This window comes from Mongoliitalea lutea (assembly GCF_014652135.1).
Taxonomy (GTDB): domain Bacteria; phylum Bacteroidota; class Bacteroidia; order Cytophagales; family Cyclobacteriaceae; genus Mongoliitalea; species Mongoliitalea lutea.
The window spans coordinates 160,929-183,734 of the sequence record NZ_BMYF01000003.1 but is presented as its reverse complement, the minus strand read 5'-3'; the positions used below and the strand labels follow the sequence as shown (position 1 = coordinate 183,734).

At 41.7% G+C, this 22,806-nt stretch carries 18 protein-coding genes; 8 read left to right on the top strand and 10 right to left on the bottom strand.

Annotated features, from left to right (window positions below):
• The first annotated feature begins 255 nt into the window (after window positions 1–255).
• The gene (locus IE080_RS03650; protein WP_189579085.1) at window positions 256–915 is read left to right on the top strand and encodes a metal-dependent transcriptional regulator; all 660 of its coding nucleotides are present in this window, start codon (window positions 256–258) and stop codon (window positions 913–915) included.
• Between the two features lie 71 nt (window positions 916–986).
• Here IE080_RS03650 and IE080_RS03645 read toward each other — a convergent pair whose 3' ends face one another.
• Window positions 987–3,149: a xanthine dehydrogenase family protein molybdopterin-binding subunit gene (locus IE080_RS03645; protein WP_189579084.1), complete on the bottom strand. Its 2,163-nt coding sequence runs from the start codon at window positions 3,147–3,149 to the stop codon at window positions 987–989.
• Between the two features lie 2 nt (window positions 3,150–3,151).
• Complete coding sequence (locus tag IE080_RS03640; RefSeq protein ID WP_189579083.1) at window positions 3,152–3,610, bottom strand: (2Fe-2S)-binding protein; 459 nt, start codon at window positions 3,608–3,610, stop codon at window positions 3,152–3,154.
• Window positions 3,611–3,822: 212 nt separating this feature from the next.
• On the opposite strand from IE080_RS03640, the gene IE080_RS03635 reads away from it, so the two are divergent.
• Both IE080_RS03635 and hrpB read left to right on the top strand, forming a co-directional pair.
• Window positions 3,823–4,971, top strand: a complete 1,149-nt coding sequence (locus IE080_RS03635; protein ID WP_189579082.1) for a Gfo/Idh/MocA family protein — start codon at window positions 3,823–3,825, stop codon at window positions 4,969–4,971.
• 132 nt (window positions 4,972–5,103) lie between these two features.
• Window positions 5,104–7,587: an ATP-dependent helicase HrpB gene (gene hrpB, locus IE080_RS03630; protein ID WP_189579081.1), complete on the top strand. Its 2,484-nt coding sequence runs from the start codon at window positions 5,104–5,106 to the stop codon at window positions 7,585–7,587.
• 1 nt (window position 7,588) lies between these two features.
• Here the strand turns inward: hrpB and IE080_RS03625 are convergent, their stop codons facing one another.
• Together IE080_RS03625 and IE080_RS03620 are read right to left on the bottom strand one after the other, a co-directional pair.
• Entirely contained in the window at window positions 7,589–8,215 is a 627-nt protein-coding gene (locus tag IE080_RS03625) for a hypothetical protein (protein WP_189579080.1), read from the bottom strand.
• A gap of 35 nt (window positions 8,216–8,250) precedes the next feature.
• Window positions 8,251–8,778, bottom strand: coding sequence for a HEAT repeat domain-containing protein (locus IE080_RS03620; RefSeq protein WP_189579079.1), 528 nt, complete (start codon window positions 8,776–8,778; stop codon window positions 8,251–8,253).
• 60 nt (window positions 8,779–8,838) lie between these two features.
• Between IE080_RS03620 and IE080_RS03615 the strand changes: the two genes are divergently transcribed.
• The 3 genes from IE080_RS03615 (at window position 8,839) to IE080_RS03605 (ending at window position 12,200) form a co-directional block, all read left to right on the top strand.
• A complete protein-coding gene (locus IE080_RS03615) occupies window positions 8,839–9,552 on the top strand; it encodes a VLRF1 family release factor (protein ID WP_189579078.1) in 714 nt (237 codons plus the stop codon).
• A 46-nt stretch (window positions 9,553–9,598) separates the two neighbouring features.
• Window positions 9,599–10,198: a hypothetical protein gene (locus IE080_RS03610; protein WP_229800483.1), complete on the top strand. Its 600-nt coding sequence runs from the start codon at window positions 9,599–9,601 to the stop codon at window positions 10,196–10,198.
• A gap of 118 nt (window positions 10,199–10,316) precedes the next feature.
• Window positions 10,317–12,200, top strand: coding sequence for a CocE/NonD family hydrolase (locus IE080_RS03605; RefSeq protein WP_189579076.1), 1,884 nt, complete (start codon window positions 10,317–10,319; stop codon window positions 12,198–12,200).
• Between the two features lie 145 nt (window positions 12,201–12,345).
• Here the strand turns inward: IE080_RS03605 and IE080_RS03600 are convergent, their stop codons facing one another.
• From IE080_RS03600 to aceB, 4 genes are all read right to left on the bottom strand, one after another.
• On the bottom strand, window positions 12,346–12,987 hold the full coding sequence (locus IE080_RS03600) for an NUDIX hydrolase (protein ID WP_189579075.1): 642 nt from the start codon (window positions 12,985–12,987) through the stop codon (window positions 12,346–12,348).
• Window positions 12,988–13,062: 75 nt separating this feature from the next.
• Window positions 13,063–13,725: a bifunctional isocitrate dehydrogenase kinase/phosphatase gene (locus IE080_RS03595; protein WP_229800482.1), complete on the bottom strand. Its 663-nt coding sequence runs from the start codon at window positions 13,723–13,725 to the stop codon at window positions 13,063–13,065.
• Between the two features lie 197 nt (window positions 13,726–13,922).
• A complete protein-coding gene (gene aceA / locus IE080_RS03590) occupies window positions 13,923–15,203 on the bottom strand; it encodes an isocitrate lyase (protein ID WP_189579074.1) in 1,281 nt (426 codons plus the stop codon).
• Between the two features lie 275 nt (window positions 15,204–15,478).
• Entirely contained in the window at window positions 15,479–17,083 is a 1,605-nt protein-coding gene (aceB, locus tag IE080_RS03585; RefSeq protein ID WP_189579073.1) for a malate synthase A, read from the bottom strand.
• Between the two features lie 207 nt (window positions 17,084–17,290).
• Here aceB and IE080_RS03580 point away from each other — a divergent pair, with 207 nt between their 5' ends.
• Window positions 17,291–18,760, top strand: coding sequence for a helix-turn-helix domain-containing protein (locus IE080_RS03580; RefSeq protein ID WP_189579072.1), 1,470 nt, complete (start codon window positions 17,291–17,293; stop codon window positions 18,758–18,760).
• Window positions 18,757–20,484 (top strand): bifunctional isocitrate dehydrogenase kinase/phosphatase, encoded by a 1,728-nt coding sequence (gene aceK / locus IE080_RS03575; RefSeq protein WP_189579071.1) that lies wholly within the window; start codon window positions 18,757–18,759, stop codon window positions 20,482–20,484. The genes IE080_RS03580 and aceK overlap by 4 nt, the downstream gene beginning before the upstream one ends.
• Before the next feature lie 21 nt (window positions 20,485–20,505).
• On the opposite strand, the gene IE080_RS03570 is transcribed toward aceK, so the two are convergent.
• Both IE080_RS03570 and IE080_RS03565 read right to left on the bottom strand, forming a co-directional pair.
• The gene (locus IE080_RS03570) at window positions 20,506–21,756 is read right to left on the bottom strand and encodes a DNA recombination protein RmuC (protein WP_189579070.1); all 1,251 of its coding nucleotides are present in this window, start codon (window positions 21,754–21,756) and stop codon (window positions 20,506–20,508) included.
• A complete protein-coding gene (locus tag IE080_RS03565; RefSeq protein WP_189579069.1) occupies window positions 21,746–22,783 on the bottom strand; it encodes an alpha/beta fold hydrolase in 1,038 nt (345 codons plus the stop codon). The genes IE080_RS03570 and IE080_RS03565 overlap by 11 nt, the downstream gene beginning before the upstream one ends.
• Between the last annotated feature and the right edge of the window lie 23 nt (window positions 22,784–22,806).

The window sequence follows — 22,806 nt, the reverse complement described above, 5'->3', positions numbered from 1 at the left end:
GCCATTTTGGAAACCGGTTTTCTAAAAGTGGAAACTTCAAAAAAATTGCACCTGGACGTCATATTTGTATAAATTTTACTCTAATAATTGCTGTATATCAATTGATTAAGTTTTATTTTAGGTTATCAAAAACCATATTTTAGACATTCCTAAAAACAAAACCACAGGTTATTTTAACTTATCCACAGCTGTTTTAGACCACTCTTCTATATTTTTTAGATTAATCTAAATCCTTATATTTGAAAAAAAATACGCATGACCCTTACCTATTCTGAAGAGAAATACCTGAAGGCAATCTTTGAAGTATCGGAAGCTGGCAACCGAAGTGTGGCCACTAACGACATTGCCGCTGCTACCAAAACCAAGCCCGCCTCTGTTACTGACATGCTCCGAAAGCTCTCTGACAAACAGATGATCGAGTACAGAAAATATTACGGAGTCAGTCTGACTGAAGAAGGAAAAAAAGCTGCCTTGATGACCATCCGCAAGCAGCGTTTGTGGGAAGTTTTCTTGGTAGAAAAATTACGCTTTTCATGGGATGAAGTATTGGAAGTTGCCAACGAGCTAGAACATATCCAATCCCCTCTCATGGTAAGGCGATTGGATGAATATTTAGGTTTTCCAAAATTTGATCCACACGGTGACCCTATCCCAGATGAATTTGGTGATGTCAAAGTAAGGCCACGCTTAGCAATTGCTGAAATGGATGTAGATAGTACAGGTCAGGTCGTAGCAGTAAAAGATAACAGTCCTGCCTTTTTACGTTACCTGGACAAAATCGGGGTGTATATCGGGGCGCGTATTAAAATCCTCGAAAAAGTGGAGTTTGATGGTTCAGTCGAAATTTTGGTCGACAACAAAAAGACCATTTTCATGTCCAAAGACATGGCGGTTAATATAATGATTATGACCTAAAAGAAACTACATTTAAAAAAAACAGCCACCCCTACTTGGGGCGGCTGTTTGGCTTAGGCTTCGTTTGTATTTTACGCTCGCTTGATTTGTAAATTCAAACTGGAATATTCTTTCTGTTCAATAAATGGCTGGGCTCTCAATCGCTGACCCGTAGCTGCATAAATTGCATTGGCAATAGCTCCACCTGTTGGAGGAAGTGCAGGCTCCCCTAATCCTGTTGGTTCGAATGGTGTTTGAAGGTAATGCACATTTACTTCAGGAACTTCCTTCATTCGAATCAATCGATAACTGTCAAAGTTTCGCTGCTTAGGCATGCCATTTTCAAAGGTTAGATTACCAAACATGGCGTGACCCATCCCATCCACAATTCCACCTCTCACCTGATGGTCAGCACCGGTTGGATGGACGACAACCCCGCAATCCGTCACTGCCGTAATTCGTTTCAATACTGGCTGATCATTTTCCATCTCAATGTCTGCCACCTGCGCAACATAGGAACGATGGGAGAAATAAACGCTAAACCCTTGTTTCACATTCGCATTCTTACCCCAATTAGCTCTTTCAGCTGCACCCTCTACTACACCAATCATCCGATCAACATCGTAACCCAATTGACCGACAGGTTCGTTTTTAGCTTTTTTCAACAACTCCAATCGGAATGCCACGGGATCTTTTTTCGCCGCAAGAGCTACTTCATCTAGGAAGGACTGCTCCGCATAGGCCAAGAAATTGGTGATCGGTGCTCTCCATGCATTGGTCGTTACTGTGGAACGATGATTGACATTTTCTATTAACACATTCGGAACTGCTCCGGAAGGGAAGTTATTTTCACGGGTAGTATTACCGGCATTCATCCCGGCACCACGCAATTTATAACCAATCATATTACCTGCTTCATCCAATGCCGCAGAAAATCTGTAACGCACCGCAGGTCTATAACCACCACCAGTGTTGTCATCTTCCCTACTCCAGGTTACTTTCACAGGCTTGTCCAAAATTTTGGAAAGTTCTGCTGCTTCTACTACAAAATCAGCCATTAATCTACGACCAAATCCTCCTCCAAGTCGGGTAATATCCACCGTTATATTTTCAACAGGAATACCCAACAGTCTAGCTGTTTCCATACGGGCCCTATCAGGCGTCTGCGTTGGTCCAATTAATTCCGCTGAATCCTCCTTCACATGTGCGAAGAAGTTTTGCGGCTCCATCGGAGCATGTGGTAAAAATGGACATTGGTATTCAGCAGTGATTACCTGAGCAGCATTTTTAAAAGCTGCATCCACATCTCCATCCTGACGCATGATCTGGGCAGTTTTCGCATCTAGCATTTCGGCAAACAATCGATCATGATCAAAAGTGCTTTCCACTGCTCCATCAGGTTCGTACTCGATCTTCAGCATGCGTTTAGCTTTCATCAAAGGCCAAGTAGTACTGCCGACAACCGCCACATTATTTTTAAACACCACCACATCCAACACTCCTTTGACAGAGCGTGCAGCAGCATCATCCACTGATTTGATCTTCATTCCAAAAGGAGCCCGTTGGATCATGGCATTGACCATCCCATCTTTGTAGACATCCAAGCCGTACAAGGGCTGTCCGGTAAACATCTCTTTATTTTTGACATTTTTTACCGGCGTGCCTATCAATTTAAAATCTTTTGGATCTTTCAAGGGTACCTCCTCGGGAATTTCCAAGGCAGCCGCATCCATCACCAATTCCCCGTAGCTGATTTTTTTCTTGCTATTTTTGTGGTAAATCATACTTTCCTCTGCATACAATTCCTCTTGAGGAACTTCTAATTTAGCAGCAGCAGCAGATAATAGTAAATATTTTGCTGAAGCACCTGCTTTTCTCAATCGTTCCCAAGAATGAGGCATCGCTCCCGAGCCCCCTGTCAGCTGTCTTTCGAAACGCTGATTATCTAAAGGAGCTTGGAGTACGCGCACCTTTTTCCAATCTGCGTCCAATTCATCCGCCACAATCATTGGGAAAGAGGTGATGATATTTTGTCCCAATTCAGGGTTTGGGGAGTAAATCACAATATCCCCATCAGGAGAAATGGATAAAAAGCTATTAAAGTTATGCGCCTTAGCAAGTACTTCTTCTGTGCTTAATACCTGAACCTTTGGCGTGTCACAGCTGGACCAACCAAATCCTATCAATAATCCCCCTGTTGCAGTAGCAGCAATCTTGAGGAAATCTCTTCTGTTTGTTTTGATTGTAGTAGCCATACTTATTTGGTTTTAGCAGCCATTGCAACTGCTTCTCTGATTTTATGATAAGTACCACATCTGCAAATATTCCGGTTCATCGCATTTTCGATTTCATCGGTTGTTGGCTTTGGGTTTTTCTTCAAAAATGCAGCCGCTGTCATAATTTGACCTGCTTGACAATAGCCACACTGTGCCACATCTACCTCATCCCAAGCTTTTTGTACCGGATGATTTCCATCTTTGGACAAACCTTCAATAGTCGTCACCTCGTCAGACCCAACACTCGATACAGGCATGGTGCAAGAAAACATTGCCTCTCCATTGACATGTACAGTACATGCACCGCATTGAGCGATTCCACAGGAATACTTGGTTCCTACCAAACCTAAATGATCTCTCAGCACCCACAGTAATGGGGTATCTTCATCCACCTCTACTTGATGTGATTGACCGTTAATTTTCAGATTGAAGTTAGCCATAGCTTATTTTGTTGTTTAGTCACGTTTAATGTAACGAAATTTAAAGACTTTCTTCCCTGATTTCATGGTGAATCTTAGAAATTTTGATGAAGATCATTCTTTTTCATATAAAAGGCACTTGAATTAAAGTCAATTTCTCTTGAAAGTGGAAGGTTTTTAATTCAACAGCAAATGGACTATATTTAAAATCGAAATCAAACCATATAACCTGGATGAAAAAAATAAAAGCTGCCATTGTTGGCACAGGATTCATTGGTCCTGCGCATTTAGAAGCCTTGAGAAGATTACCGAATATTGAAGTCAAAGCGCTTTGTGAAGTTACCACAGAATTAGCCAAGGAAAAAGCCGACCTGTTGGGTATTCCGTTTGCCTACACCTTTGAAGAAATGCTTCAAGATGAAGAAATCGATGTAGTGCATATCTGTACGCCAAACTTTCTTCACTTCCCTCAATCCAAAGCAGTTTTGATGGCTGGCAAACACGTGGTATGTGAAAAACCATTGTCGACTAGCATTGCCGAAGCCGAGGAATTGGTAGCATTAGCCAAAGAAAAAGGATTGGTCAACGCGGTGCACTTCAACTTGCGCTACTATCCTATGGTGCGCCAAATGAAAACCATGAGAGAAAATGGAGACTTAGGAGATATTTACTCTATCATGGGATCCTATTTACAGGATTGGCTCTTTTTACAAACAGATTACAATTGGAGATTGGAGCCTGATAAATCAGGAGACTCAAGGGCCATTGCGGATATAGGCTCTCACTTATTGGATTTGACAGAGTATGTTACAGGTTTGAAAATCACTGAAGTAATGGCTGATTTCTCAACTGTTCATAAAACCCGATTAAAGCCTCTGAAGGCCATAGAGACATATTCCGGAAAAATGCTTTCCGCTGAAGATTACGAGGAAGTTCCGATCAATACCGAAGATCATGCCAGCGTCTTGTTGAGATTCAGTAATGGCAATAAGGGTTCTGTAACTGTCTCCCAAGTAAATGCCGGAAGGAAAAACCGTTTGAATATTGAGATTGCAGGTTCCAAATCCAATTTTGAATGGTGTTCAGAAAAACCGAATGAATTATGGATCGGCAAGCGGGAAACAGCCAATCATCATCTAATGAAGGATCCTTCTCTATTTACCAGGGAAGCAGCAGAATTGATTTCATTTCCAGGTGGGCATAATGAAGGTTTTCCTGATACTTCCAAGCAGCTATTCAAAGAGGTATATGCCGCTATTCGTGAAGGAAAGCAGCCGGAAAATCCGAGTTACCCAACTTTTGCTGACGGACATCGAGAGTTGTTGATCTGTGAGCGCATTATTGAAAGTCATCGCAAACAAGCTTGGGTGAAAATAGACTAATAAGCACGTTCACTCACATGTAATAAAACTATTGAGGTAATTATTCCCTTGTAGGAAGATTTGAATTTTGTTCAAGGATCTTTTCAGGGATATTCCTCAATAGTTTTTTTATTTTTGCAAAAATCCTACGTCTTGACAACGCCCCTAGTTTTTCCGGAATTACCAATCCAACAAGTCCTACCTGAAGTTTTGACCAAACTTCAAGCAAGCAATACCTTAATTGTCCATGCACCGCCTGGGGCTGGAAAAAGTACACTTTTACCTTTAGCGATTCTTGAAGCCAATTTGGTCAATGGAGCAAAAATTTTGATGCTGGAACCCCGCAGATTAGCAGCCAAAAGCATTGCAGAGCGCATGGCTTCTCTGCTGGGTGAAAAGGTAGGACAGCAAGTAGGTTACAGAATTCGATTCGATAGCAAAGTTGGTCCAGAAACCAAGTTAGAAGTATTGACAGAGGGCATTTTGACCCGGATGCTTCAGCAGGACAATGCCTTGGATGGCGTTGGAATAGTGATTTTTGATGAGTTTCATGAGCGAAATATTCACGCAGACCTTGCCATGGCCCTTTGTCGGGAAAGTCAGCAAATATTACGGCCTGATCTGAAGATTTTGGTCATGTCGGCTACCTTGAATATGCCTCAACTGGAAAAGCTACTTCAATGCGATACGGTAGTTTCTGAAGGAAAGCATTATCCCGTAGAGGAAATTTATGTGGGCAATACGGATTTATTCACTGTTGTAGAAGGTGTAGTTGATACAGTAGTCAGAGCTTCCAAAGAGCAGCAAGGGGATATTTTAGCTTTTCTTCCGGGAGAAGGAGAAATCAAAAAGGCGATCGAACTACTCAACAAAAGAATTCCAGATTTTGCCATCCATGGATTGTACGGCAAACTTTCACCCACAGCCCAACAACAGGCCATTCGTCCGCATCCCTCGGACAAGCGAAAAGTGGTACTGGCTACTTCTATTGCAGAAACGAGTTTGACCATTGAAGGTATTCGAGTTGTTGTTGATTCAGGTTTTACCAAAAAGTCAGTATTCAATCCACGTTCCGGACTTAGCCGCTTGGAAACGGTTGCTATCAGCAAAGATTCCGCTACCCAACGAAAAGGTCGCGCAGGAAGATTGGGTCCTGGAGTTTGCTACCGCTTATGGTCCAAAGCTGCCCATCAGTTTATGGAGGAATTTAAAAAGCCAGAAATTGAAGAAGCCGATCTATGCAACTTAGTTTTGGAGCTGATTGGATGGGGCGTAGATGACATCTTCTCATTGGCTTGGTTAAGTAAGCCTCCTCAGGGTTCAGTAAATCAAGCAATTGAAACATTGCATCAGATCAATGCACTGGAGCATCATAAGCTTACCGAACATGGTAAACGCTTGCTTAAAATCCCAGCGCATCCACGGATTTCCCACATGATGCTGATGGCAGAAGAATTGGATTTATTACCTTTAGCTTGTGATGTTGCAGCTGTTTTGGAAGAGCGTGATCCACTACCACAAGAAAAAAATGTGGATATCAATTTGCGCATAGAAGCCTTGAGAAGAGCACGGAAAGAGCAACTTCATCAAAAAGGACTGGCCAAGCTAGAAAAGGTAGCGAATCATTATCGGAAAATTTTTGGTATTGAACCAAGCAATGCTCCTGTAGATCCTTACCAAACTGGCTTCCTTTTAGCCAATGCTTTCCCTGAGCGTATCGCTTCTGCAAGACCAGGCAACAATGCCCAATTCCAATTGGCCAATGGCAAACTTGCCCAAATGAGTCATCAGGATGATTTGGCACATGAATCTTGGTTGGCTATTTCCCACATCGATGAGCGAGAGGGATTGGGGAAAATCTTCCTAGCTTCTCCCCTCTTACCAACAGATCTTAAGCCTCTGATCAAAACCCGCAGAGTTGTCAAATTTGATAAAGATAAAAGTTCATTTATTGCTGAAAATCAATTGAGTATCGGAAGTATTATCCTGCGGGCTACTCCAATCTCAGATCTCCAAGAAGAAGAAAATATCAGTGCTTTAAAAAGCTTCATCATTCAACATGGTTCACAACTTTTCTCACTTTCCAAGGAGGTAGAAAATCTTTTGAATAGAGTTCAATCTCTTAGGATCTGGAAAACATCATTGGAGTTGCCAGACTATTCCATTCAAGCATTATTTGAACGTGAGTTAACTTGGCTCGAACCATACCTATACGGAATCAAGCGAATGGAAGATTTCACCAAGCTTGACCTTTATTCAATTTTAAAACATGCTTTAAGTTTTGAACAACAACAAGCTTTGGATTTATTGGCACCCTCTCATTTCCAGGTACCTAGTGGTAGTCAAATTCCTATCCAATATCAAGCAGATGGTATGACACCCATTTTGGAAGTTCGCCTTCAGGAATTGTTTGGTATGCTTGAAACACCCAAAATCTGTGAAAACACCATTCCATTAACCATCCACCTATTATCTCCAGGATTTAAGTTGGTTCAAATCACGAGCGATTTACGCAGCTTTTGGGCAGATGCTTATTTTGAGGTCAAGAAAGAACTGAAACGAAGATACCCCAAACACTCATGGCCTGAGAATCCACTAAATGCTCAAGCTGTCAGAGGTGTCGTTAAAAAAAAGTAGATTAAGCTTGAAATTCCTCGTCTAAATACGCCAGTAAATTCAAGAAACAAGCTAAGGTGAAAGGTGTCACTTGAATTTCATCCAACTTACGCAAATATTCATCTTTGACGATATCGTAGCGTTCAGGATTGTAAATTTTGGCTAAAACGATTCCTCGTGCGGATCTATACGTGAAGTTTTGAGTAACAATTGGGCTATCTAAGTCTTCATTGAAATACTTTTCCAAGGCCTCTCCTTCCATATAACGATCCAACCAGCGGAAGCCTTCTTTCACCAAGAATTTTTCCACGGTCTCAATATGTTTGGGAATTTCTTGTTCATCATGAATGACAAATCTGCGCGGAAAAGATTCATCAATTCCATCCATAGTTTCTACCAGGGTGACACTCTTTTCTCTGTAATCCCCCAACGATGGCAGGAATTTGTGCACAATGTATTCAACCTTTTCTATTCGAATGCCCAAGTTGTATTCCAAATAGGTGACGTTTTTTTGTTGAGTAAGGTGAAAAAACACAATCTGTTTCCCATAGACATTGTCTTTTGCATAATGCAAGATAGATTTGTCTAAGGTGAAACCGAAATCCTCTAAAAAATTTCGATGCAACTGCATTACTTCTACTTTTTCCATATATAGTTATAAACTCCAAATCGGAGCATCTTGTTTTATGAGTTTAACAATTCTTTAATCTCGACCAACATTTGCTCTGCTTCTCCTTTTACTGCATGAAATTCATCGGAATTTTGATCTACATTATTCAAAAAGTGATTCCAATGTTTCTCAGCTTTCTTCAATACCCGAGGGGTTATTTCAAATTCTATGGTATCCAAGTATTCTTTGGCCAATGAGGAAGACTTAAAATTACCGAAGAGAAATACCCTGTATAAATCAACAAAACTATCAGAAAGGTCAAACCCTTCCAGCAGTTGTACAAGATAACCATTTTTTAATTTAAATGAAGGATGATGAATCAACTCAAAAACAAATTTGAGCGCATCTGCATTATTTTCCATCTTCGACAAAGTGCGGGCTGCCAAGAAACTGGTGTCCATATCCTCCCCTTTCATCAAGTCAATCAATTTCTGCATGAGTTCTTCCCCTCCTATTTTAGCTAACTTATCCGAATAGAGGAAAGCTTCAGACTCACTTTTGTCACACATTTTCTCCAATAATTGATCGATTTCCATTTTCATGCACGAGGATTTGTTAATTTCGAACAAAAATAAGACCATTCTTGGGCGGAAGAAAGAACAATGCAGCATTTAAAACTGGAAAATCATGAACTCAATCCATTTTTGGAGAATATCAAGAATCTCAATCTTCCTTTCGAGCACGTTCCCCAGCAACATAAAGTCCTTGTTTACACACCCCAACAAGAAAAAATTGCAGTCTTGCGTTACAGCATCTATCAGGAATTGATCGGTTCAGATTTTTTTCAAAGTAAAGAGTTTTTTAACCATGTTATCTTGGGTGTTCGTGCCGGGTTGGCGGGTTTACTCTGCTATGACAATGGAGCCTTGGTAGATCATAAAGTATTTAGAGCCTATATGGTCCGAAAAAAGCAGGGAAAAAGCCAAATCAATTACCTAAAAACCAAAGGAAAATCTCGAGCAGGTTCACGTGTAAGACTTGGTGAAACTAAGATATTTTTCCAAGAAATTGCTGAACGGTTAACACAGTATAATACACACATGCGGATGGACCATGTGTTTCTTTCCTGTGCCACCACCTTGATTCCTTTTTTATTCAAGGATAATACAGTTCTCCAACAAGCAAAATCCCGCCAAGCCATCAGCAAAATTCCTTTTCATATCTCCCAACCCACACATGAAAATCTGTTGAAGGCCCAGCATCAGTTAACTTTCAATCAAGTTCTAATCAAAGAAAATCAATTTATTGATAGTCAGCAATTAAAAAAAATCATTGCAAAATCAGATGGTTTTTCGGGACTGGACGAGGATTGGTAATAAAATTGGAACAGTTATTGAACGAACTATTTCAAATGAAATCCGATTGAAAAAGATAATGACTTTGCTTCTTCTGATGTTGGGATGGAGCGCTCTTAGTTACGGACAGCGATATGGGTCAGCTGTTGGTCTGCGTCTAGGCAGCAATGATTTTAGCCGAACTGTGGGTATTTCTGCCACTCAACGAGTATTGAGGCACACTACCCTTGAAGGAATTATTCAATCCGATTTTTCAAGAAATACCACTTCTCATCTTTTACTAAGAAATCATAAACCACTTATTTCGAAGCGATTTAACTATTACTATGGCGCGGGTTTTTCCTTTGGTTATGAAGAAAGTTTTGTCAAAAATCGTGTTACCCGTGAAATCACGCATACCTATGCCAACCCTACCACTGGTGTGGATTTGGTTGTCGGAGTCGAAGCTACGGTTTTAGGAACTGTTGTATCATTAGACTATAAGCCAAACTTCAATATGGCAGGAAGAGAAGAGTTTGCCCGTGGGCAAGTGGGTGTTTCTGCACGTTGGGTATTGGTTACGGGAAAAGAGCAGGATAAGAAATGGAGGAAAAAGCAACGAGCCAAAAGAAAAGCAGCCCGGGAACCTATTGGCGATCGTATCAGGGGTGTCTTTCAGCGGAATTGATGATTTATTTTCGAATTTTTTGATTGCGTATCCTTTAAACCACCTTTTTCCCCTTTTGCGTAAATTTTAGCTGCTTGGTTTTTATTTTTTGGTATCTTAAAACAAACAATCAAGCATTATGAAAAAAATTACCTCTTACATTGGGTTATTAGTTTTGCTGCTCCTTTCAGCTAACCTAGTTGCCCAAGAAAAAAGTATTCTCCAACAATTGGAGGAAGTTGCCATCATTGACCAAAAGGTCATGATGCCTATGCGGGACGGTGTTCGTTTGGCCACAGATATTTATCGTCCCAAAACCGATCAACCGGTTCCCATCATCTTTTCCCGTACCCCTTACCAATTCAATTCCTACAGAGATGGAGAATTGGTCACCCGAACCCTTCAAACAGCCTTAGATTATGTGAATCGAGGGTATGCTTATGTTGTACAAAATGAGCGTGGGAGATTCTTTTCAGAAGGTGAGTGGCAGATCTTGGGTGCTCCACTGACGGATGGATATGATGCGTATGAGTGGATGTCTTCCCAATCCTGGAGCAATGGAAAAATCGGTGCAATCGGCTGTTCTTCCACCGCTGAGTGGCAAATGGCTGTAGCGAGTTTGGACCATCCTGCAAATACTGCTTTGGTAGCCCAAGGGTATGGTGCCGGTGTAGGCCGTATTGGCAATTATTATGAGCAAGGAAACTGGTACAGAGGTGGTGCAGGACAGATGTTATTTACTGCATGGCTTTATGGTGTACAACATGATCCCATGGCGCCTAAACTTCCGGCAGGTATTTCCCAAGAGGATTTGCAAAGGATTCAGCGCTTCTATGATATGGGGCCTCGTTATCCGCGGGTAGATTGGAGTCAAGGATTAAGCCATTTGCCGGTACAGGACATTATTAAAAATGTCAATGGACCAAAAGGCATTTACGAAGAAATGATTACCAGAAAACCCAACGACCCCAAATGGTATGAAGGTGGCTTATTCCATGATGATATGGAGTTTGAAAAGCCTGCATTCTGGTTTGTGTCTTGGTATGATGTCGCAACCTCCCCCAACTTGGCCATGTACAACCATATTCAAGCGAATGCCAAAACGGAAGTTGGTAAAAATAATCAGTTCCTAATCATCGGTCCTACCCTACATTGTGCCTTTTTGAGAGCTACTGAAAACACGATCGTCGGCGAGCGGAGCATGGGAGATGCACGATTACCTGATCCGGAAATCACCTATGCTTGGTTTGACTATTGGTTGAAAGGAGAAGACAATGGTATTCTTGAAAAAATGCCGAAAGTCACCTATTTCACGATGGGTAAAAATGTATGGCAGACTTCCGATACCTGGCCTCCAAAAGAAGCGCAGATGACCACCTATTTCTTAGACAGTAAAGGAAAAGCTAATAGCCGCCTAGGTGATGGTGTCCTCACAACCAAAAGACCTGGCCGAGATAATCCGGATACGTTCCAATATGATCCATTAGACCCGGTAACTTCTTATGGTGGAAATGTTTGCTGTACCGGAAATGCCGTACAAGGAGGTTCCTTTGATCAGCAGGAAATGGAATTGAGAGAAGACATTTTGGTCTATACCTCCGAACCATTGGCCGAAGGTGTGGAAGTCAGTGGGTTTATTGAAGCGAGCCTATATCTTTCTTCGGATGTAAAAGATACTGATTTGACCATTAAAATCATTGATGTATATCCTGACGGAAGAGCCTATAACCTGGATGAAACCATTCAGCGAGTAAGATATCGTGAAGGATATGAAAAGGAAGTCTTTATGGAATCTGGAAAAGTATATGAAGTCAACATGACTCCTATGTCCACTTCCAACTATTTCAAAAAAGGTCACCGCATCCGTATCGAGGTTTCCTCTTCCAACTTCCCAAGATTCGATCGTAACATGAATACAGGAGGTAATAATTACGATGAGGCTGAAGGTATAGTGGCAACCAACAAAATTCACCATTCTACTAGATATCCGAGTAGCATAAAACTACCTATCATTAAAAAATAAAAGCGATCCCTTCATAGATTGGCTAATTAACGTATTTAGATGTACATGTCTAGTTAAATAGAAAAATTGGAGGAGGAAAAGGTTAATATAGGATTTAGAATTTCAAATTCTAATTGAATCAAGCATTTCCTCCTCACATTTTTTTTTAATTTCTAGTAGCTTGTTTCCACATGTAGGTGAATTCCCCCAAAATCATAGCTGTAGCACCCCAGACGGTTTCTTGCGCAAGCTCGAAATAAGGTGCTTTGATAAGGCCGGCGGAGCTTCTGACTGTTCCAATCTTTCGATTGCCTTTGTCAAGCAACTGATGAAAAGAGCACTCAATAATCCGTTCTACTTCTAAGGGATCTGGATTAAACTCAGGAAGGCTTTCTGTAATCCCAATGTAGGGATAAACCATAAAATTACTCGGGGGAATATATACTTCGGACAAGCTACCTAACAAATGTACTTTTGAACTGTCAATTCCAATTTCTTCTTCCGTTTCTCTGAGGGCAGTGGTTGCCAAATTGCCGTCTGCCTCTTCAAATTTCCCCCCAGGAAAAGCAATTTGACCAGAGTGAACTCCTTCATAGGAAGGCCTTTTGATAAAAGGAAGATAGGTACCATTTGGATGTGGGTAAAAAAGCATTAACACAGCTCCTTTGCGGTGATCTTCACGAATAGATGCCCGGTATTGCTCCTCATTCATCCTGCTCTGAGGTGCCATGGTCACCTGCCCTTCCCTGCCGGGTAAAGGCATAGCCATCATTCGCTCCAATACTTTTACTAATTCTTTAAATTCCATAATCTCAGATGCATATAGCTATAAGAAGAAACCCGATTAAACTTCCATAGTTCAATCTCTAGAGAATTAAAAATACTACAAATCAATTCCCTGTAACTTCTTTTTCAGATACGCATCTTTGACGTATTGGTTGGTATGAAAGGGATTGGTAAACACTTTATAGCTATTGTTCTCAGGTTCAATCATCCAAATCACCGGACTGACACCCTCCTCATCTTCAAACCATCCAGCTACCATCAAAATATCAGGGCTTATCCAGGCGGCTTCTTCAAAACCACCCGATGGGCCGATAAACAAAAGTCGTTTGCGCATACCATTGGACTTAAAAAAAATCACTTCCGAATCGGGATTTAAACCTGGTTTACCTTCTGTTGGGATAGTTACCTTGTAGCTGTAAATATCCACAATGCCATCACCTTCTGGATGAGGAATCAAATACGGATGAAACGGATTTCCCGGTGTAATAAAATTTTCTTCTGGCCACTCCAAATCTTCAAAGGTTTCCTCCCTATCCAACACAAACTGATTGGTTTTGAAATTGGAAAATTGATTGTTCCAAAACCGCTCCCAAGGAGCCATCAACTGAATGCCTGTATCCAACAACTGCTGCAATTCTTCATCATCAAAAATCTCCCCCTCCACAATTTCTTCGGTTTGACTCGAGTCATTGCTGCATCCCATAAACACGGCCAACAAAAGAAAAATAGGTATAACGCTGAATTTCAAATAAAAACGCATAGGCATTGACTTTCTGAACCACTAATCAAGCTAAAATTTGAGCAAAAAACAAAAAAGGTCGGAACAATGTGCCGACCTTTTTCTATCTCTCAAACCTATTAAACCTATTGTAGATATTCAGTGATTGAATAACATGGTCGAAAGGTATAAAATCTTTTTTTTCTGCGCAAGCAATCGATTGCGAAAATTTTATTCGGCTAAAATTGCGCCTCCTCTGTACTGCCTTTCAAGGCCACAGTAGAAGCTGTTCCAGCTGTAACCACTTCTTGCACAGCATCAAAGTAACCTGTTCCTACAAATGCCTGATGCTTGATGGCTTTGAAACCTGCTGACCGCAAGGCAAACTCTCTTTCTTGCAACTCAGAATATCCTGCCATTCCTCTCTCTTTGTAGGCTTTGGATAGCTCAAACATGGACGTGTTCAAGGCATGGAAACCAGCTAACGTGATGAATTGGAACTTATAACCCATCTCTGCCAAACTCTCTCTAAATGTCAACATTTCAGACTTAGATAAGTGTGCTGCCCAGTTGAAAGAAGGCGAACAGTTATAAGCCAACATTTTTCCTGGATACTTCGCATGAATCGCTTGGGCAAATTCTCTGGCATATCCCAAATCAGGATTGGAAGTTTCCATCCAAATCAGGTCACAGTAAGGTGCATAAGAAAGTCCTCTGTCGATACCTTGCTCGATTCCATGATTCACTTCATAAAAACCTTCCGAAGTACGCTTGCCAGAGATAAACTTATGATCTCGCTCGTCAATATCTGAAGTAATCAAGGTGGCCGCATCTGCATCAGTACGGGCTATCAATACCGTGGGAACACCCATTACATCGGTAGCTAAACGTGCTGCAATCAATTTATTAATTGCTTCCTGTGTTGGCACCAAAACCTTACCACCTAAGTGTCCACATTTTTTGGCAGAAGAAAGTTGATCCTCAAAGTGAACACCAGAAGCACCAGCCTCAATCATCATTTTCATCAATTCAAAGGCATTCAGGTTTCCCCCAAAACCCGCCTCAGCATCTGCAACAATAGGTACCAAGTAATGTAAATCTTCCTTGTCCGTCAAGCTTTGGATCTGATCTGCTCTTAATAAAGCATTGTTGATTCGCTTAACTACTGCCGGTACAGAGTCTGCTGGATATAAACTCTGGTCAGGATACATTTGGCCTGCTAAGTTAGCATCAGCAGCTACCTGCCAACCTGAGAGATAGATGGCTTCTAATCCGGCCTGAACTTCCTGTACAGCCTGATTCCCCGTCAAAGCACCCAGACCTGCAATAAATGGCTGCGTGGTCAACTTATTCCATAACCTTTCAGCACCCATCCGTGCAATGGAATACTCTAACTGATAATTGCCCGCTAGGTTAACCACATCCATTCCTGAATATGTCCGTGTAATACCAGCCCAGCGTGGGTTCTCTGCCCAATCTTTTTCAAGGGCAATTGCGCGTTCGATTTTGTTCGTTTTCATTTGTTTTATGGTTGTATTGTTTGGTTGTTTGTTTAGACTTTTAGATGCGAGGAGCGAGAGATGAGATGCGAGCGATGAGACTCATTCCTCATTCTTCATTCTTCACTGCTCACTGTTCACCCAATACCGGGGGTTGAAACCCACGGCTATTGATTAGCTTAATCTGAAGAAATTCAATTACTCATCATCCTAAATTCCACTTCCGTTCGTGGGTTAAAACCCACAGATAATGTTTCATTTTCATTCTTCATCCTTCATTCCTCACTGTCAACTGCTCACTCCAGCAACTGATACGCCGGTAGTGTTAGGAAGTCGATGAAGGTCTTGCCAAGTACTAGCTTATCCATCAGCATGGCTGCTTTTTGGAGATTCTCGGAACTCGCCCTTGGTTCGCCTAGAAGCTCTTTGATCTTCTCTATCTCATGATGCTTCAATTCTTGGTAAAGCTCATCGGTGATGCGTTGTCCGTTGCTCATTTTTGCACGGTGACGGATCCATTGCCACAATTGGGCTCGGCTGATTTCGGCAGTGGCTGCATCTTCCATCAAGTTGTACAAAGCAGCTGCCCCTACGCCATTCAGCCAACTTTCGATGTAAAGAATTCCTACATTGATATTGGTGCGCACACCTTCTTCAGTGATGCTGCTTTCGGGAATCCGTACATCCAACAAGTCTTTATTTTCCAAGCCAGATTCCATCAGAGGCTTGTTTTTTTGATTGCATTGTCCCGGATCGAAGGCCCGGGTAAACACATCCTTAGCAATATCAACCAAGAACGGATGTGCTACCCAGGTACCGTCGTAACCCAAACCTGCTTCTCTTTCCTTATCTATCTTTACTTTTTCTCTTGCAATGGTATTGATGGACTCATCTTTGGCGGGAATGAATGCAGACATTCCACCGATGGCATGCGCACCTCGCTTATGGCAGATTTCTACCAACCGGGTAGCATAGGCCTTCATAAAAGGGACTCCCATGGTAATCTGACTTCTATCCGGTAGGACAAAATCTTCGTGATTTCTGAATTTTTTGATCACACTGAAAATGTAATCCCATCTTCCTGCATTCAATGCGACAATATGATCTTTCAATTCGAAAAGAATTTGATCCATCTCCAATGCTCCGAAAATTGTTTCAATCAATACCGTGCTTTTGATAGTCTTCTGAGGAATACCCAAATAATCCTGAGCAGCAATAAATACTTCATTCCACAAGCGAGCTTCCAAATGACTTTCCAGCTTAGGAAGGTAGAAGTATGGACCTGAACCACGTTCAAGCAATTCGGCAGCGTTATGGAAAAAGAACAAGCCAAAATCCACCAAGGATGCACTCAATGGCTCACCATTGATCTGCAAATGCTTTTCTTCCAAATGCCAACCTCTTGGCCTTACTTTCAAGACCGCATGTGCTTCATTCAAGCGATAGGTTTTTCCATTATCCGCTGTGAAATCAATTTGATTTCTCACAGCATCATACAGATTCGCCTGTCCCTCGATCATATTGGTCCAAGTGGGTGAGGAGGCATCTTCAAAATCAGCCATAAATACTTTGGAACCTGAGTTCAAAGCATTGATCACCATCTTTCGATCCACTGGCCCAGTAATTTCCACTCTTCGATCTTCGAGATCGGCTGGCACACCGGCTATCTTCCAATCTCCATCTGTAGAAGGAATTTCCTCCAGAATCTGATTCAGCTCTCCCCTGTCCAAACGCTCTTGGATACGCTGTCTTTTGACCAAAATAGAGTAGCGTTTTTCCCGAAACTTCAATTCTAAATAGGCTAAAAACTCCAAGGCTTCCGGCGAAAGGATGTGCTCGCAACTAGCAGGTATTTCTCCCAATACGGCTAGCTTTAAATTGTCGGTTACTGCAATGGTCATGTTGTTCTTGGTTAAAATGTTTCGATGATGTAAACCTACAAAAACGAATTTAAATATAAAAGCGAATTTTCGCTTTTTTTATATTTTATTTTTTTCATTAATTTTCGTCAAAAGAAAAAACACGCTAAATCAGCAAATTTTTCAAGAATTCGAACTATATTCATTCATTGATAGGAAAACCCTCTAACACATCAGCCATTTAAACCCATGAAAGAAGAAAATATACGCATCATATTTGGTCTAAAGCTCAAACAGTTACGCAAGGAAAAGAACATGTCCCTTCAAGATCTATCTGACAAAAGCGGGATTTCTATTTCTTACTTAAATGAGATTGAAAAGTCTAAAAAATACCCTAAAGCAGACAAAGTATTCAAACTAGCAGCTGCCCTACAAGTGGAGTATGATTACCTTGTTTCCCTACAATTGGAAGACAAAATGAAGCCCATTTCGGATCTTTTGCATTCCAATATCTTGTCGGAATTACCCTTGGATATCTTTGGAATTGATCCAAGTTCTTTGATAGAATTACTCTCTGATACCCCCACCAAACTAAATGCTTTTATCATTACAATGATGGACATCAGCAGAGCCTATGATGTAAGTTTAGAAGAGTTTTTCCTCTCCTCCTTACGGGCGTATCAGGAAATGCATGATAATTATTTCCCGGATATTGAACAGCAAGTCAAGGCTTGTAAAAACCAGTTCAATTTACCCCTTCACCCGAATACCCAACAGCTGACGGAGATATTGGAAAAAGAATTCGGCTATGAAGTGGTTTTCTATGATTTTGAAAAAGAAGTGGGTTTGGCTAAAACAAGGAGCTTATTACTTCCTGGCAAAACTCCTAAGTTCCTATTGAATCCCAACCTGACTGAAAACCAGCAGATATTCGCTTTAGGAAGGGAATTAGGATATGCCTATCTCAATCTTAAAAACCGCCCATACTCCTCCTCTTGGATTACAGTCAATTCCTTTGAGGAAGTCTTACAACACTTCCAAGCCAGTTATTTTAGTTGCGCCATTCTCTTGGATGAAAAAGAGTTTACCAAAGACCTGGAAAAATTCTTTAGCCATCCAGAATTGGACCATGAACTGCTCTTGAGTTTGATTGAAAAATACAATGTGACCCCAGAAACACTGGTTTATAGAATCACGAATCTCCTTCCGAAACACTTTGGGTTGAAAGAACTCTTTTTCCTTCGCATCAGCAAAAACCTGCCCATTGGAAATTTCTCCTTGGATAAAGAGTTACACCTATCCGGAATACACCACCCCCATGCTTCCAAACAGAAAGAAGATTATTGCAGAAGATGGGTTTCTGCTACGATATTCGATGATTTTGCGAAAAGCCGCGCGCCAAGAATTGGGAAGGCGCAATATTCCTTCTATCCGGATGGTCAGTCCTATTTCGTATTTGCCTTAGCTTATCAATCAGGACTCAAGCGTCAGGAACAAATAAGCATTTCCTTCGGGCTAAAGGTCAACAGTACGTTTAAGCGGAAGGCCAAGTTCCACAATGATCCCAACATCCAACTCAAACATGTGGGAACTACCTGTCAGACCTGTCCGGTAGAAAATTGTGAAGTGCGTGTATCACCTCCAATCAAATTGCAAAAAATGCAATCCAAATTGGAAAAAGAACGAAAGCTCGCCCGCGTAAAAGAACAATTCCAATGAACAGAGATCAGATCAAACTTGCAGCAGAGCGAATTGCCGAGTGCTACCATACCTACATTACCACCTTTAATGAACTGACGGCACTTGCACCCCAGTTCTTTGTAGATAAGGATTGGTTGAGCATGCAGCAAAACCACAAGCGAAGATTACGACTCTATAAAGACCAAGTGGAAGCGACCAAACTCTTATTGCAAGGTTTTGTCAAGGATGTTGCGCTGGAAAAGGAATTTTGGAGGGAAACAAAATCCTACTATTCTTGGATCATCACTGAACGCAAGGACAAAGAACTAGCTGAAACATTTTTCAATTCGGTTATCCGAAAAATTTACCCCATGCAAGGCATCGAAAAAGACCTCATGTTTGTATTTGAGGGCTATGACACCTGTGATTTTCATTCCAGCGAAAAGCTCTTTTATACCTATCCACCCGAATGGGGACTTCAAAAAATCATCCGAAGCATCATTCAGGATTTTGACTTTGGCGTGCGCTACATGGATAAAGAAGGTGACATTCAATTGTTGGTCCGAGCGGTACGAGAGGTGATTCTCACTCGCTATCAGGCAAGCAAAGATACCATCACCCAGGTTTGGAAAAACGTCTTTTATCGCAATAAAGCAGCTTACTTGATCGGAAGGACCAAAGTTGGCGGCAAGTGGATGCCTTTTATCATCCCATTTTTGAATGGTCCCAAAGGTATCTATGTGGACACCTTGATTTTTGATCCTCTGACCATGTCTTCGCTTTTTGGATTTACACGCTCCTACTTTATGGTAGAGGCCCCCATTCCATCGCAGTTAGTCGCATTCTTAAATTCCGTTATTTCCCAAAAGAAAATTCACGAACTCTACAATTCCATTGGATTCAATAAACACGGAAAAACGGAATTTTACCGAGACTTCCTGATCCATTTGGAGCATAGTAAGGATATGTTGGTGGAAGCAGAGGGCATCAAAGGGATGGTAATGGAAGTATTCACATTACCTTCCTACAACATTGTATTTAAGATGGTCAAAGACTATTTTGAGCCACCCAAAACCATGACCCGGCAGGAAGTGCGTGAAAAATACAAGCTGGTCAGTGTACATGACCGGGTGGGGCGAATGGCCGATACACATGAATTTGAATACTTTCACTTCCCACTCAACCGGGTAGACCCAACCCTGCTCAAAACCCTGCGGGCAACCGTTAACTCTTTGCTCACTATTACAGATACAGAAATCATTATCAAGCATTTGTACACCGAACGAAGAATGATTCCTTTAAATATTTACCTAGAGAACTGTACCTACGAAGAAGCGAAAGTGGCTGTGGAAGAATATGGGTATTCGATCTTGCAATTAGCACAGGCCAATATTTTTCCGGGAGATATGATGACCAAAAACTTTGGGGTGACTCGTCAAAAACGCGTGGTATTTTATGATTATGATGAAATCGAATTCTTGACGGATATGAATTTCCGATGGAAACCAAAGCCTGAAACTTATGAGCAAATCTATGCTTCTGCACCATGGTACGATATAGCTCCAAACGATGTATTTCCCGAGGACTTCAAGCGCTTTATGATCGGTAGAGAAGATGTAAAACAGCATTTTTGGGAATACCATAAAAATATGTTCAATCCAGACTATTGGAAAAGCATTCAGGAAAAAATTAAAAAAGGGGAACTGCTACACGCATTCCCCTATCCAAAAGAAATTCGATTCAGGCCTGATGAAGAAGCTTAGAGCATATTAGATTATACAAACTTATTCCAGCATTTTTCTCGCTTCTTCTTCCGGGAGTTCTTCTACTTCACGGAGTTTGCGTTGGATGACACGGGTGCGGGTGCCGACGAGATTATCGAGATCGGAATGGGCATCGGAAATTTTCTTTTGAGCTTTGGTAATCAACTCACTAAACTTCCCAAATTCAAGTTTCACAGCACCCAAAACCTTCCAAACTTCTGCACTTCGCTGTTGGATGGCGAGGGTACGGAAGCCCATTTGTAAAGAATTCAATAAAGCGGCTAAGGTGGTCGGACCGGTCAGAATGATTTTATATTCCCGCTGCAAGGATTGGGTAAGCGCTGGTTCGCGGATAATTTCGGCATACAAACTCTCCATAGGCAAAAACAGCATAGCAAAGTCCGTGGTATGCGGGGGATGAATGTACTTGGATGAAATATCCTGAGCGGCTTTTCGGATAGCATTGAAAAGTTCAGCGCGGGCGATATCCACGGCATTTTTATCACCGATATCATAGGCATCTAGCAGCCTGTAGTAGGTTTCTTGAGGAAACTTGGCATCGATGGGAAGAAAAACCGAAGAGCTTTCATCAGAGCCGGGCATTTTTACCGCAAACTCAACTCTTTCTGCAGAACCTGGTTTTACGGCTACATTCAAGGCATACTGTTCGGGGGAAAGGATATTTTCCAGGATACTCTGTAACTGGTATTCTCCCATCACACCCCTACTTTTCACATTACTCAACACCCGCTTCAAGTCCCCTACTCCTGTGGCAAGCTGCTGCATTTCTCCCAAGCCCTTTTGCACCACCAGCAATTGCTTGGTTACCAATTCAAATGATTGGCCTAATCTGGTTTCTAAGGTTTTTTGGAGCTTTTCATCCACCGTCTCCCGCATTTTTTCCAACTGCTGCTCGGTACTGCTCAATAGCTTTTCCTGCTTCAGAATAAGTTCCTGGAATTTTTCCCGCTGCAATTCATTGAAATCACGAACATTTTCACGGAAAAGCTTCCCAAATTCCGCAATGGCCTCCTGTTGTTCCTTGCTTTGGGCGCGTAATTGCTCAAAAACCAAGGAAAACTGCTGCAAAACCCCTTGCTGTATCTCCGTTCTATTGCTTTGTACCTGCTGGGTAAGTGATTGATTCAAGTCCCGCATACGTGCTTCCAAGGCCTTTTGATCGGTATTTTTCCGCCATAACAAGAAGAATAAGCCACCATTCATCAAGAGAAGGAGAAGAACTAAAATTAGGGTCAGGTGCTCAAGGGACATAACTGAGATATTTTGGACTGTTAAAGTAGTCCATATCTGCTTGTATACCTAGAAATGCTAAATAATCTATGACAGTCTCTGTCGGGATTTCTTCCATAGGCACATGTCCTGCCTTGGGATAGACCTTGAGCGTTGACTGTGGGAGTTTGGCATGCAGGGCTTCTCCTGCTCTTAGGGGTATCCAAGAATCCAAGGCTCCCCACATAATCAAGACAGGCATGGTGATGTTGTCCCATTCAATTTCATACGGCTTTCTGGTCGTCAGGCGCTGTAAGGTTGCCTCCCGATTTCCTTCCCGAAGCATCATATCGTAATAGCGGTTGACCAGTTCATCCGTGATTTTGCTTTCGTCTCCAAAGACTTGCTTCAAATTCATCCGAAACAAAAACTTTGGGGTAAATCGGGTAATCATCTTCCCGAAAAGAGGATGCTGGACCAAAGAGAATATGGAAAATCGAGAATTCCGCTCGTTTTTAACAGCCGGTGCAGTAGTTTCGGTAGTTACTGGCCTAGGATTGCTTGGAGCACCGGCAGCATCCACCAAGTTTAAGGTCAAGACTCGATCCGGTTGCTCAGAAGCCATTTTGAGGGCAACGGCTCCTCCCATAGAGTTTCCTGCGATGTGAAACTCATCTATGCCCAATTGGTCCGCGATTCCAAAAACCAAGGAAGCATAATCGCTGATACCATAGCGCTGCAATTCATCCGGTCCAGTCAAGCCATGTCCGGGTAAATCCATTGAAATGGTCATGAAATAAGTATTGAGCTCCTGTTCCCAATCAGCCCAAGTATGTAAGGAAGCAAAACTCCCATGGATAAGGAAAATAGGTTCTCCCTCCCCTTTAACCCGTACATGTACATTGATTCCATCTACCTTTAAGAAGTAGGAACTCTCATCGGAATATTTTTCCAACAATTGGGAAAGCGGCTTATCTTTAGAATAAAACACCATCAAAATGGCTACGAAAAGCAACAAAAGCACCACCAGCAAATAAGCTATTCCTTTTAAAATCCGTTTGAAACTCATAGTCTATGTTTTCAGTGAAGTGT

Coding starts and splice junctions, on each gene's coding strand:
- IE080_RS03650 (WP_189579085.1), top strand. CDS start 256: ATGACCCTTACCTATTCTGAAGAGAAATACCTGAAGGCAATCTTTGAA.
- IE080_RS03645 (WP_189579084.1), bottom strand. CDS start 3,149: ATGGCTACTACAATCAAAACAAACAGAAGAGATTTCCTCAAGATTGCT.
- IE080_RS03640 (WP_189579083.1), bottom strand. CDS start 3,610: ATGGCTAACTTCAATCTGAAAATTAACGGTCAATCACATCAAGTAGAG.
- IE080_RS03635 (WP_189579082.1), top strand. CDS start 3,823: ATGAAAAAAATAAAAGCTGCCATTGTTGGCACAGGATTCATTGGTCCT.
- IE080_RS03625 (WP_189579080.1), bottom strand. CDS start 8,215: ATGGAAAAAGTAGAAGTAATGCAGTTGCATCGAAATTTTTTAGAGGAT.
- IE080_RS03620 (WP_189579079.1), bottom strand. CDS start 8,778: ATGAAAATGGAAATCGATCAATTATTGGAGAAAATGTGTGACAAAAGT.
- IE080_RS03615 (WP_189579078.1), top strand. CDS start 8,839: ATGCAGCATTTAAAACTGGAAAATCATGAACTCAATCCATTTTTGGAG.
- IE080_RS03605 (WP_189579076.1), top strand. CDS start 10,317: ATGAAAAAAATTACCTCTTACATTGGGTTATTAGTTTTGCTGCTCCTT.
- IE080_RS03600 (WP_189579075.1), bottom strand. CDS start 12,987: ATGGAATTTAAAGAATTAGTAAAAGTATTGGAGCGAATGATGGCTATG.
- IE080_RS03595 (WP_229800482.1), bottom strand. CDS start 13,725: ATGCGTTTTTATTTGAAATTCAGCGTTATACCTATTTTTCTTTTGTTG.
- aceA (WP_189579074.1), bottom strand. CDS start 15,203: ATGAAAACGAACAAAATCGAACGCGCAATTGCCCTTGAAAAAGATTGG.
- aceB (WP_189579073.1), bottom strand. CDS start 17,083: ATGACCATTGCAGTAACCGACAATTTAAAGCTAGCCGTATTGGGAGAA.
- IE080_RS03580 (WP_189579072.1), top strand. CDS start 17,291: ATGAAAGAAGAAAATATACGCATCATATTTGGTCTAAAGCTCAAACAG.
- aceK (WP_189579071.1), top strand. CDS start 18,757: ATGAACAGAGATCAGATCAAACTTGCAGCAGAGCGAATTGCCGAGTGC.
- IE080_RS03570 (WP_189579070.1), bottom strand. CDS start 21,756: ATGTCCCTTGAGCACCTGACCCTAATTTTAGTTCTTCTCCTTCTCTTG.
- IE080_RS03565 (WP_189579069.1), bottom strand. CDS start 22,783: ATGAGTTTCAAACGGATTTTAAAAGGAATAGCTTATTTGCTGGTGGTG.